Here is a 13,235-nt window from a genome sequence, read left to right on the forward strand (position 1 = left end):
AATTTTAGGAGGTTGCTACATTCATCAATAAGAAATAATTTATCCTATTTGCATCAAGTGGCAATATTTGACTTTAAATAAAATCTTACCTTATTTCAGAATAGTCATGCTACTAATTTAAATTTTAAATCAAATTAAAATTAGAAAAACATTTAGTTCTTAATCACTTTATAAGATACCGATTCATATTTTGTAATCCTTAATGTATCGGGAAACATTCTATTTGTTATATCAAAAACAATTGGATCTGGTTTGGCAAATGTAAAGCGATACAAAAAATACAATCAAACAAGTCAATTAGAGAAAGTTTAACACTGGTTTAGAATATTTAAGAAGATACCAAATGAATCAATTTATGTAAAATTCTTCTGCAAAATCTAACCAATAAATTAACGAATTCTAGATTTCAAATAAATGGAAAAAGTACCTTAAAAAAAATATTTATAACGGTTCGTGAATTTAACTTTCAAATGGCTTTAACTTGTAGTTTTATTTTGGCAAAATCTTTATAGTCATAAATAAATTAATCGTAATTTTGAAAATACATGTTTTATCAGACATTAAAATTATTCAACGAATTATAAAATTTATATTTAAATAATTTCTTTACGGTTCTACAGTAAATCAACTAATATCCTATAGTAAATGAAAAAAAATTACTTGTTAATCGCTATATTTTTAAACCTATTTACTCTCTATTCATTTGCCAATAGTTTAAAAAATAAAAATAACACAAATGATTTAAAAGAAGCATTTATTATTCATTTGATTTCACCTATTTCATTATTAAATAATAATTCAAATGCTTTTTTAACAAATACTTTAGCCTCAACAGTAATTGCTTGCGAAGGCGACAACATAACACTGATCGCAAATCCAAGCGGAGGAGTTGCTCCATACACATCCTTTAGTTGGACTGGTCCAAATGGTTTTGTTTCAACTGCCGAAAATCCAATTATAAATAACATCAAAGAAGCTGATGCTGGAGATTACATTGTAACTTATACCGATGCTGCTGCTTCAACTTTTCAGAATACCATATCTGTTATCGTAACGAAAAAAATTATTCCAACTTTTGATGCAACTGTATTTGCAATCTGTAATGGTGGTTTTGCTCCAATTTTATCAACAACATCAACAAATGGAATTAAAGGGTCTTGGAGTCCTTCAGTGGTAAGTAATACTGCAACAAACACCTATATTTTCACACCTGATGCCGGTCAATGTGCTAATAATTTTTCATTAACCATTTATGTCATTAATAATGTTACCCCTACTTTCACATTACCAAAATCAATTTGTTCAAACAACACCCCTCCACTATTATTAAATATTTCTAACAATGGTATCGTTGGGACTTGGAGTCCAAGCACCGTAAGCAATACAAATTCAGGAAGTTATATATTTACACCTTCATTAGGACAATGTGCATTACCTACTACACTACAAATAATTGTAAACCCTTTATCGGCCATTTTTTTACCAGCAATCCCACCAATATGTTCTGGCGAAGTTTTAGCCCCTTTGCCGACTACTTCGAATAATGGTGTTACCGGAACTTGGTCGCCTGCAATAAACAATACAGCAACTACAACTTATACGTTTACGCCAACACCTGGACAATGTACTACTACTCCAACAACAATGACTATTGTAGTTAATCCTACTATGCCAACTTTTACACAAGTGGCCCCAATATGTTCTGGTGAAGTTTTAGCTCCTTTGCCAACTACTTCGAATAATGGTGTTACCGGAACTTGGTCGCCTGCAATGAATAATACAGCAACAACAACTTATACTTTTACACCAACTACAGGACAATGTGCTACTAGTCCATCTACAATGACAATTGTCGTAAATCCGATTGTGGCAACTTTCACGCAAGTGGCTCCAATATGTTCTGGCGAAGTTTTAGCCCCTTTGCCGACTTCTTCGAATAATGGTGTTACCGGAACTTGGTCGCCTGCAATAAACAATACAGCAACTACAACTTATACGTTTACGCCAACACCTGGACAATGTACTACTACTCCAACAACAATGACTATTGTAGTTAATCCTACTATGCCAACTTTTACACAAGTGGCCCCAATATGTTCTGGTGAAGTTTTAGCTCCTTTGCCAACTACTTCGAATAATGGTGTTACCGGAACTTGGTCGCCTGCAATGAATAATACAGCAACAACAACCTATACTTTTACACCAACTACAGGACAATGTGCCACTAGTCCAGCTTCAATGACAATTGTCGTAAATCCGATTGTGGCAACTTTCACGCAAGTGGCTCCAATATGTTCTGGTGAAGCTTTAGCTCCTTTGCCTACTACTTCGAATAATGGTGTTACAGGAACTTGGTCGCCTGCAATAAACAATACAGCATCTACAACTTATACGTTTACGCCAACACCTGGACAATGTACTACTACTCCAACAACAATGACTATTGTAGTAAATCCTACTATGCCAACTTTTACACAAGTGGCTCCAATATGTTCTGGTCAAGCTTTAGCTTCTTTGTCTACTACTTCGAATAATGGTGTTACCGGAACTTGGTCGCCTGCAATGAATAATACGGCTACAACCACTTATACTTTTACACCAACTACAGGACAATGTGCCACTAGTCCATCTACAATGACAATTGTCGTGAACCCATTAGTGGCAACTTTCACGCAAGTGGCTCCAATATGTTCCGGTGAAGCTTTAGCTCCTTTGCCTACTACTTCGAATAATAATGTTACTGGAACTTGGTCGCCTGCTCTGAATAATACGGCAACAACAACCTATACTTTTACACCAAATACAGGACAATGCACTACTAGTCCATCTACAATGACAATTGTCGTGAACCCATTAGTGGCAACTTTCACGCAAGTGGCACCAAAATGTTCTGGTGAAGCTTTAGCTCCTTTGCCTACTACTTCGAATAATGGTGTTACCGGAACTTGGTCACCTGCTCTGAATAATACGGCAACAACAACCTATACTTTTACACCAAATACAGGACAATGCACTATTAGTCCGGCTACAATGACTATTGTAGTAAATTCGATTATGGCAACTTTCACGCAAGTGGCTCCAATATGTTCTGGTCAAGCTTTAGCTCCTTTGCCTACTACTTCGAATAATGGTGTTACCGGAACTTGGTCGCCTGCAATGAATAATACAGCAACAACAACTTATACTTTTACACCAACTACAGGACAATGTGCAACTAGTCCAGCTTCAATGACAATTGTCGTAAATCCGATTGTGGCAACTTTCACGCAAGTGGCCCCAATATGTTCTGGTGAAGTTATAGCTGTTTTGCCTACTACTTCGAATAATGGTGTTACTGGAAATTGGTCACCTGCAATGAATAAGACGGCTACAACAACTTATACTTTTACACCAACTACAGGACAATGTACCACTACTCCAGCTACAATGACAATTGTCGTGAATCAAAAAGTAACACCCACTTTTAATTCAATTGCATCAATTTGTTCAGGAGAAACTTTAGCTCCTTTGCCTACTACTTCGAATAATGGTGTTACTGGAATTTGGTCGCCTGCAATGAATAATACAGCAACTACAACGTATACTTTTACACCAACTACAGGACAATGCACCACCACTCCTTCTACAATGACTATTGTCGTAAATCAAAAAGCAACTCCAACTTTTAATTCAGTTGGGCCAATTTGTTCAGGTGATACATTAGCTCCTTTGCCAACAACTTCGAATAATGCAATTACAGGAACTTGGTCACCAGTAATTAATAATACAGCAACAACAACTTATACTTTTACACCAACTACTGGTATCTGCGCAACAACAACTGTATTAACAGTAACTGTAAACCCAAATATTGTTCCGACTTTTAATGCTATTCCAGATGTTTGTTATGAATCTGTAGCACCTAGTTTACCTACAATTTCGACTAATGGAATTACAGGAACTTGGAGTCCAACGATTGTAAGCAATATAACTTCAGCTTCTTATACATTCATTCCTACTGCTGGCATTTGTGCAAGGAAAGCATCATTAAGTATAAACGTCAATACAATAGTACCCGTTTTCAATATCGTTCCTTCAATTTGCATCAACGGTACAGCTCCATTATTACCTAGTACTTCAACAAATGGAATTACTGGAACTTGGAGTCCTTCTATTATTAGCAACACAGTTTCTGGAAATTATACCTTTACTCCTAATGCTAACCAATGTGCTACAACAACAGCTTTAACTATTACAGTTAAACCAATTCTTACTTCAAATTTTACAGCTATTTCTCCAATTTGTTCGGGTGCAACAAGGCCATCATTACCTCTTGTATCAACAAATGGAGTTACAGGAACTTGGAACCCAGCAGTTGTAAATAATCTGGCATCTGGAATTTATACATTTACACCAGCTCCAAACGAATGCGCTATTGGCACTACAATGAATGTTACAGTTATTCCAAATGCAATTCCGACATTCACTCAAATTGCCCCAATTTGTTCTAATACTGCTTTAGAATCATTATCAACTACATCAATTAATGGCATAACTGGAACATGGTCGCCTGCTATGAATAATACTACTACAACCACTTATACATTTACACCAACAACTGGTCAATGCGCAATTACAACTACAATGAGCATTATTGTTAATCAATCTCCAACAGCATTCACTATTAAAACTACAGATGTGGTTAATGGCAGGCCAGATGGAATTATTGAAATAAGCAATCCCTTAAATGGCTTAGCTCCTTTTCAGTACAGTGTTAACAATAGTTCATTTACTACAAATCCTTCGTTTACAAATCTAGCTCCAGGTGATTATACCATCACAATAAAAGATTCAAATAATTGTGAGTACAAAAAAGGAGCGATAATTAACACTATGTGCTTATTCCCAAATGTCATTACTCCAAATAATGATTCTTACAACAATACGTTTAACCTTAGTGGTTGCGAGGTTGAAAGACTTCAGTTGTTTAATAGATACGGAAGAGAAGTTAATAGTTACACTAATTATACTAGTCAATGGGATGGAGCCAATAATAAAGGAGAACGTCTCCCTGATGGAACCTATTTTTATGTAGCCGAAATAAAAGGCGGCAAATCAAAAGTAGGTTGGGTATTTATATCTCGATAATTTAAAATAATAAAAGCTCCAATTGGAGCTTTTATTATTTTAAAACGAAATAGTATTTATTTCATGAAATTATTTATTCAACCACCAAATACTGAAATTCAAAATCATGGCGAAACTTACCCATAGCAAATATGGAATAAGTAAATATCCTGCAATTTTATTAATTTTTTCAAACTTAGTATACGTTTCAAATATCATAAGCCACAATAATATTATTTCGATACCAGCTAACATTGGGTTTTTCAATCCAAAAAACAAATAGGACCACAAGCCATTTAGAGCTAATTGAACAGCAAATAAAACCAATGCTTTTTTAACCAAATCTTTATCAAATTCAATTTTGTTCCAAATTAATCCCGCGGCAACACCCATCATCACATAAAGCATACTCCAAACAGGAGCAAAAACCCAATTCGGTGGATTAAAACTTGGCTTCACCAAAGTAGGATACCATGTAGTTATTGCAGTACGAGTAACCATTCCAGAAAAATAACCAATCACTAAACAGGTAACAACTACAACTAGAATCCGAGTTATCTTATTCATTTATTTTTTTTGCAAATCTAACCAAATCTTTAATCCAATTCTACAAATAAACAAAGGAAGGTATAAAACAAAAAAAGTATCTTTGCAAAAATTTTTAATTGATGTTTTCAACAAACGATTTTATTCCAAATAAATATACTCAGTCCATCGAAAATGGAAGTTTCCAATGGAGTTCGCCCAGCAATATTGCCTTGGTGAAATATTGGGGTAAAAAAGACAAGCAGATTCCTGCCAATCCTTCGGTGAGTTTTACATTGAGTAATTGCAAAACCATTACAACTTTGGCTTTCGCCAAAAAACCGATTTCCTCTGCGCTCCCAGTAGAAGATTCAGATTTCTCCTTCGATTTGCTTTTCGAGGGCCAATCAAAAGAAGATTTCAAACCTAAAATTCAACAATTTTTCGAAAGAATTTCGGTGTATTTGCCCTTCTTGAAAGAATATCATTTTACGATCGACACTAAAAACACTTTTCCTCACAGTTCCGGAATTGCCTCTTCGGCATCTGGAATGGCGGCTTTGGCAATGAATTTAATGAGTTTAGAAAAAACATTAAATCCAACGATGACCGAAGATTATTTTTTTCAAAAAGCTTCTTTCTTAGCTCGTTTGGGTTCAGGAAGTGCTTGCCGAAGTATAAAAGGGAAAGTGGTAGTTTGGGGTAATCATAACACTATTTCAGGAAGTTCGGATTTATTTGGTGTCGAATTTCCAAATACAATTCACGAGAATTTCAATAATTTCCAAGACACTATTTTATTGGTGGACAAGGGCGAAAAACAAGTTTCGAGTTCACTTGGTCATAATTTAATGAACGGACATCCATTTGCCGAAAGGCGATTTGATCAAGCTCATGAAAACTTAGACAAACTAATTGCTATTTTTGAAAACGGAAATCTTGAGGATTTTATCAAAGTGGTCGAAAGCGAAGCACTTACATTGCACGCTATGATGATGTGTTCTATGCCTTATTTTATTTTAATGAAACCCAATACGCTGGAAATTATTAATGCGATTTGGAAATTCAGAAACGCAACCAAAACACCTGTTTGTTTCACACTTGATGCAGGAGCAAATGTACATGTATTGTATCCTCATAACGTCAAAGAAAAAGTATTGCAATTTATTAAAGACGAATTAGTTGGCTATTGTCAAAATGCACAGTACATTTGTGACCAAATTGGAAGTGGTTCGATTGCATTGTAATTTTTGTATCTTTGCGCATTAAAGCATTGATGTTTTGGATTTTCAAAAAGATTAGAAATTTTTAAAATTTCACTTTTCTATACTAAACATAAAGTAAGCAAGATTAACAAAACAGAATAATTATCAACCCCAAATTGCTAATTTAAAACAGATGAAAGGACCATTATTTTACTCTAAAATACTTCTCTTTGGTGAATACGGAATTATTCGTGACTCTAAAGGATTGTCTATACCCTACAATTTTTATAATGGAGCCCTAAAAAAAGATGCACATCCATCAGTTGAAAATTTAAAATCAAATGACAATTTAAAACGTTTTGTTTCCCATCTTGAAACTTTACAAAAGGAACAACCTGAATTAGTTCATTTTGACTTAAACGCTTTGAAAATAGATGTAGAAAGCGGAATGTACTTTGACTCAAGTATTCCACAAGGATACGGAGTAGGAAGTAGCGGCGCACTGGTTGCGGCCATATATGATAAATATGCCCAAGACAAAATTACGGTTTTGGAGAATTTAACTCGCGAAAAACTATTGCGATTAAAAACTATTTTTGGACAAATGGAGTCATTTTTCCACGGAAAAAGTTCAGGATTGGATCCTTTAAATAGTTATTTGAGCATTCCAATCTTAATAAATTCTAAAGATGATATTGAAGCAACTGGAATTCCAACTCAAAGTTTGGAAGGAAATGGAGCAGTATTTTTGATAGATTCTGGAATTATTGGAGAAACAGCTCCAATGGTAAATATATTTATGGAGAAATTGAAAGATCAAGGTTTCCGAAGAATGCTAAAATCCCAATTTATCAAACATACTGATGCTTGTGTCGAAAACTTCTTGGGTGGTGACATGAAATCATTATTTGCCAACACTAAAAAATTATCGAAGGTTGTTTTGAATAACTTCAAACCTATGATTCCAGAACAGTTTCATGGTATTTGGCAACAAGGCATAGACACCAATGATTATTATCTAAAATTATGTGGTTCTGGTGGTGGCGGTTATATTCTAGGTTTTACACAAAACATAGAAAAAGCAAGAATTTCATTGAAAGATTATAAGCTCGAAGTAGTTTACCAATTTTAAAATGCTAAGTAGGAAGAACAAAATAATACTGATGAAATTCGTCGGTTTGTTCTCTGTAGTTAGAGGTTATAACATTCCGATAATCATTCTAGCACAATATCTTTCTGCCATTTTCATTCTCGCACCCGAAAAAAGAGCCTTATACATCCTACTCGATTTTGATTTATTCATCATAGTTTTAGCTTCGTCTTTAACCATTGCTTCAGGATATATAATCAATAACTTTTACGACAAAAAGAAAGACTTAATCAATCGCCCCAATAAATCTATGCTTGATAGATTGGTCAGTCAGAAAACAAAACTACAAGTATATTTTAGTTTGAATTTTATAGTTGTATTTCTAGCTATAATTGTATCCTGGCGTGCTTTTCTTTATTTTTCAGTCTATATTTTCTTGATTTGGTACTATTCTCATCGAATAAAAAAATATGCGTTTATAGGTAATTTAACTGCTGCAATACTAGCTGTTTTGCCTTTTTTCGCAATTCTATTATATTATAAAAACCTTTACGAGGTAATCTTTGGCCATGCCTCTTTTTTATTTTTATTACTATTGATTCGGGAAATGATAAAAGATTTGGAAAATATTAGAGGTGACTTAGCTAACGATTATAAAACGATTCCTATTCTTTTTGGAGAATCCGTTTCAAAAAAAATAATTACTTTCTTGACAATCGCAACAATAATTCCAGTTTATGTTTTAATAGATATATTCGACGTGGGTTATATGGATATTTATTTTTATTGTTGCTTAATTATAATGACTTTTTTCTTACTTTCCCTTTGGAAATCCAACTCCAAAGAACAATATCTTTTACTTCACAATGTTTTGAAATTTTTAATTGTAGCTGGTGTTTTTAGCATCATTCTCATTAATCCGAGTGTACTGTGGCATGGTGAGAAATTATTGCGTTCGATATAATTAATGCATTAGAAAACTATATTTAAACTAAACATCCTATTGTTTTGACCATATGGTGTATTCATTCCCTCGTTTTTTTTTTATATTTTTACATTACTTAAATATACAAAATGCAAACCATCGTATACGAAGGAATTAAAAAGACAGCTGAATCTACAACCATAATCAATGATTTTTTAGTTGTCGAAGCTCCTTTGGAAATCAACGTAAACGGCAATCCTTTTACCGTCGTGATGCGAACGCCTGGTGACGACTTGGAATTAGTACGAGGTCTTCTCTATTCAGAAGATATTTATAGAGGCATTGAAAATCTAGTTTTGACTGTTTTAGAAAATTCCGTAACTAATTTTACCAGAATAAATGCAACGATTCCTAAAGATAAATTAGGAAAAGGATATTTAAACAAAAGGTCTTTATTATCCGTTTCATCCTGTGGAATTTGTGGCAAACAAAGTTTAGACGATTTTGAAAGACCTAATACTAAACTTGCCAACCAACCAAAAATAAATCTAGACCGATTATCCGAACTATTTTCGACCATGCGATTGCACCAACATACTTTTAGTTTAACAGGAGGCTCACATGCAGCAATATTATTTAGTGATAAATATGAATTTCTTACTTTAAAAGAAGACATTGGAAGACACAATGCAGTCGATAAATGTGTGGGTGAATTATTGAATTCCAATAAATTAAAATCAGCGGCTTTTATGTTAGTTAGCGGTAGGGTTTCTTATGAAATTATTACCAAAGCATTTCTAGCAAAAATAAGCACTATTGTTGCTGTTTCTGCTTGCTCTTCTTTAGCTGTTGATTATGCCAAAGAATTTGGAATTTGTCTCATTGGATTTTCAAGAGATAACAATGCTACTGTCTATTCTAACCCTTCGGGATGTATAGAATCGACATTAAAAAACTTAAAATAGTTTCACAATGACAAAAAAAACAATAGCACAACCTCCAGTGAAATTCACTGGAATAAAGGAAATTAAAATGCCAACATCGGCAGTAGGATTCAAGGCTATCAAGTCAGCATTGACCCATATTACAGATGAAGTAGGGATAATGAAGGGGATTGGATTATTGGCCAAATTGAACCAGAAAGATGGTTTTGACTGTCCCGGATGTGCATGGCCTGATCCAGATGAAAAAAGAGCTTTTTTGGCCGAATATTGTGAAAATGGCGCCAAAGCTGTAGCAGAAGAAGCCACAAAAAACAGGGTTTCTCCTCTATTTTTTGCGACACATAGCATAGCAGAATTAGGACTACTATCCGATTTTGAACTTGGAAAAAAAGGTCGTGTTACCCAACCCATGTACCTGCCCGAAGGCGCCACACATTATCAACCGATTGAATGGGATGCAGCTTTTCAAATCATTAGCAATAATCTAAAAAAATTACAATCTCCCGACGAAGCTATTTTTTATACTTCGGGTCGTACCAGTAACGAAGCAGCTTATTTGTACCAATTATTTGTTCGCCAATTTGGGACCAATAATTTGCCTGATTGTTCCAACATGTGTCATGAATCCAGTGGTGCCGCCTTATCCGAAACACTTGGAATTGGTAAAGGATCTGTAACTTTAGATGATTTCAAATATGCTGAAGTTGTCATTGTCATAGGTCAAAACCCCGGTACGAATCATCCTAGAATGCTTACGGCTTTAGGCGAAACCAAAAAACATGGTGGTAAAATAATCAGTATCAACCCCTTGCCTGAAGTGGGATTGAAAAATTTCATTGAGCCTCAAAATCCACTAAAATGGTTGGGAGACGGAATGGATTTATCCGACTTATTTCTTCAAGTAAAAATCAACGGAGATGTGGCTTTGCTGAAAGCGATTCTGATTTTATTAAACCAAAAAGAAATGAATAATCCAGGAACTGTTTTCGACACCGATTTTATCCAAAAACAAACCCAAGGTTACGAAGATTTTATCGGTGATTTAGAAACATATAACTTTGATGATTTAGTAAATCAAACCGGAATTTCACTTTCTGAAATCGCAGCTGCAGTGGAAATTTTGGCAAACAATAAGAAAATCATTGTTTGTTGGGCAATGGGACTTACTCAACATAAAAACGCAGTAGACAACATTCGCGAAGTAGTGAATCTATTACTACTCAAAGGTAGTATTGGCAAACAAGGAGCAGGAACCTGTCCTGTTCGTGGTCATTCGAACGTGCAAGGAGATAGAACTATGGGGATTTGGGAAAGACCTGAAGAAGATTTTTTGAATGCTCTAGATGCTCATTTTAATTTCAAATCTCCAAGAAAAAATGGTTACGATGTGGTCGAATCTATTGAAGCAATGTACGAAAAAAAGGCTCATTTTTTCCTGGGAATGGGTGGAAATTTCAATTCGGCAACTCCAGATACAGAAGTGACTGCCAAGGCTTTACGCAACTGTGAGTTGACAGTACATATTTCGACAAAAATAAATCGAAGCCACCTCATTCACGGCAAAGAAGCTTTGATTTTACCTTGCTTAGGACGCACCGAAAAAGACATTCAAGCCAGTGGCGAACAATTTGTAAGCGTCGAAAATTCGATGGGAGTTATTTCGAAATCAGTGGGACATCTCGAACCTTTGTCGGAGTATTTAAAAAGCGAAACCGCAATTGTAGCAGGTATTGCCAATGCTACTTTAGAAAACACCACTGTAAACTGGACGGCAATGGCAGGAAATTATGACTTAATTCGTGATGCGATTGAGGCTACTATTCCAGGTTTTGAACAATTTAATGAGCGAATTCGAATTTTGGGTGGGTTTTATTTGCCTAATAGTTCACGTGAAAATGATTTTAGCGTAACCTATACCGGAAAGGCTAATTTCACCATCAACCAAGTCTCGGATATCGTATTGAAAAAAGACCAATACCTTATGATGACCATTCGTACCCATGATCAATTCAACACAACAATTTATGGATTAAACGACCGCTACCGCGGGATTCTCAATGAAAGACGGGTAATTTTTATGAATAGTGAAGACATTAAAGAAGCCGGATTGCAACACAACGACTTGGTCGATTTAGTCAGTCATTTTGAAGGTCAAGAACGCCGAGCGGAACAATTTTTAGTCATTCCTTATAGCATTCCACGTCAATGTACGGCAACTTATTTTCCAGAAACCAATGTCTTAGTGCCTTTGAAATCAACAGCTAGAATTAGCAACACACCTACCTCAAAAACGGTGGTAATATCCATTCATAAAAGGGAATAGTTTCAAGCCAGCTTCTATTTTACATTACCTAAGAAAGTTAGTAAAGAATTTCACCAATATCACAAATTAAAAATCTGTGACATTGGTGGTCAATAAATAATTAGGTAAATCCTTGAGGTATTAATAATAAAGTTGTTACACTTCTTTATTATAATTTGGATCAAAATCCACCATCCATTGAATTCCAAATTTATCTTGGAATAAGCCAAAATAAGATCCCCATGGACTTTCTGCAATGGGCACTTCTATTTTCCCACCTACTGTAAGACCATTAAAAATTTGGTCGGCTTCGTCGCGACTTTGAGCATTTATTGAAAGAGAATAACGATTGCCTTCGATCATTTTATGCCCTTGACTTTCTAGGAAATCGGTTGCCATAAGCACATTCTCTTTGCCAATTGGCAAAGCTATATGCATAATTTTATTGGCTTCTTTATCTGACAAAGGCGCTTCGGGATTTGGCATGTCTTTGAATCGAACGATCATTGCAAATTCACCACCAAATACTGATTTGTAAAAAGTAAATGCTTCTTCGGAATTTCCGTTGAAGTTGATATAAGGATTTATAATTGCCATGATGTACTAGTTTAAGAATTAATTAATTTTTCGATATCAAATTTTGTCATTTGCATAAAAGCATACATGGCTCTTGGTGCTTTTTCAGGGTCGTTCATCAATTTACCTAAAATTGAAGGTACAATTTGCCAAGAAACACCAAACTTATCGTCAAGCCAACCGCATTTATTGTACTTTCCTCCAGCTCCCAATTTCTCCCAATAATGGTCGATTTCTTCTTGAGTTTCGCAAGTTATGACATAGGAATTGGCGGGTGAAAATTGATATTCAGGACCTCCATTTAAGGCCATAAATTTAGTTTCATTAAGTTCAAAAATCACAACCATAGGATTTTCTGAAACTATTTTAGAGTTTTTGAAAATGGAACAATAATGATCTGCTGCTGCTTTTGCTTGGCCGTCGAACCATAAGCATGGAAAAAGTTGATTTGCCATATTTAATTTTTTTAATTTGTTTTATTTTCTTTAGCACCTTAACTCTAATGATTTACATTTTGCATAAACATCATCAAATTTCGTAACATCTTTTGAACAAACATAAT

The 13,235-nt window shown here is 34.8% G+C and carries 9 protein-coding genes; 6 read left to right on the forward strand and 3 right to left on the reverse strand.

Annotated features, from left to right (window positions below):
• Window positions 1–645: 645 nt before the first annotated feature.
• Entirely contained in the window at window positions 646–5,127 is a 4,482-nt protein-coding gene (locus E0F76_RS00595; protein WP_132000399.1) for a gliding motility-associated C-terminal domain-containing protein, read from the forward strand.
• 69 nt (window positions 5,128–5,196) lie between these two features.
• Here E0F76_RS00595 and E0F76_RS00600 read toward each other — a convergent pair whose 3' ends face one another.
• On the reverse strand, window positions 5,197–5,673 hold the full coding sequence (locus tag E0F76_RS00600) for a TspO/MBR family protein (protein WP_132000400.1): 477 nt from the start codon (window positions 5,671–5,673) through the stop codon (window positions 5,197–5,199).
• Between the two features lie 101 nt (window positions 5,674–5,774).
• Here E0F76_RS00600 and E0F76_RS00605 point away from each other — a divergent pair, with 101 nt between their 5' ends.
• From E0F76_RS00605 to E0F76_RS00625, 5 genes are all read left to right on the forward strand, one after another.
• Window positions 5,775–6,878, forward strand: coding sequence for a diphosphomevalonate/mevalonate 3,5-bisphosphate decarboxylase family protein (locus E0F76_RS00605; protein WP_132000401.1), 1,104 nt, complete (start codon window positions 5,775–5,777; stop codon window positions 6,876–6,878).
• A gap of 151 nt (window positions 6,879–7,029) precedes the next feature.
• Window positions 7,030–7,968 (forward strand): mevalonate kinase family protein, encoded by a 939-nt coding sequence (locus tag E0F76_RS00610; RefSeq protein ID WP_132000402.1) that lies wholly within the window; start codon window positions 7,030–7,032, stop codon window positions 7,966–7,968.
• A gap of 1 nt (window position 7,969) precedes the next feature.
• A complete protein-coding gene (locus E0F76_RS00615) occupies window positions 7,970–8,890 on the forward strand; it encodes a geranylgeranylglycerol-phosphate geranylgeranyltransferase (protein WP_132000403.1) in 921 nt (306 codons plus the stop codon).
• A gap of 110 nt (window positions 8,891–9,000) precedes the next feature.
• The gene (fdhD, locus tag E0F76_RS00620; RefSeq protein WP_132000404.1) at window positions 9,001–9,816 is read left to right on the forward strand and encodes a formate dehydrogenase accessory sulfurtransferase FdhD; all 816 of its coding nucleotides are present in this window, start codon (window positions 9,001–9,003) and stop codon (window positions 9,814–9,816) included.
• 7 nt (window positions 9,817–9,823) lie between these two features.
• On the forward strand, window positions 9,824–12,118 hold the full coding sequence (locus tag E0F76_RS00625; RefSeq protein WP_132000405.1) for an FdhF/YdeP family oxidoreductase: 2,295 nt from the start codon (window positions 9,824–9,826) through the stop codon (window positions 12,116–12,118).
• A gap of 135 nt (window positions 12,119–12,253) precedes the next feature.
• On the opposite strand, the gene E0F76_RS00630 is transcribed toward E0F76_RS00625, so the two are convergent.
• Window positions 12,254–12,694, reverse strand: coding sequence for a VOC family protein (locus E0F76_RS00630; RefSeq protein WP_132000406.1), 441 nt, complete (start codon window positions 12,692–12,694; stop codon window positions 12,254–12,256).
• 11 nt (window positions 12,695–12,705) lie between these two features.
• On the reverse strand, window positions 12,706–13,128 hold the full coding sequence (locus tag E0F76_RS00635; RefSeq protein ID WP_132000407.1) for a VOC family protein: 423 nt from the start codon (window positions 13,126–13,128) through the stop codon (window positions 12,706–12,708).
• Window positions 13,129–13,235 lie beyond the last annotated feature (107 nt).

Origin of the sequence: Flavobacterium cellulosilyticum, from assembly GCF_004349355.1 — a bacterium.
Lineage (GTDB): Bacteria > Bacteroidota > Bacteroidia > Flavobacteriales > Flavobacteriaceae > Flavobacterium > Flavobacterium cellulosilyticum.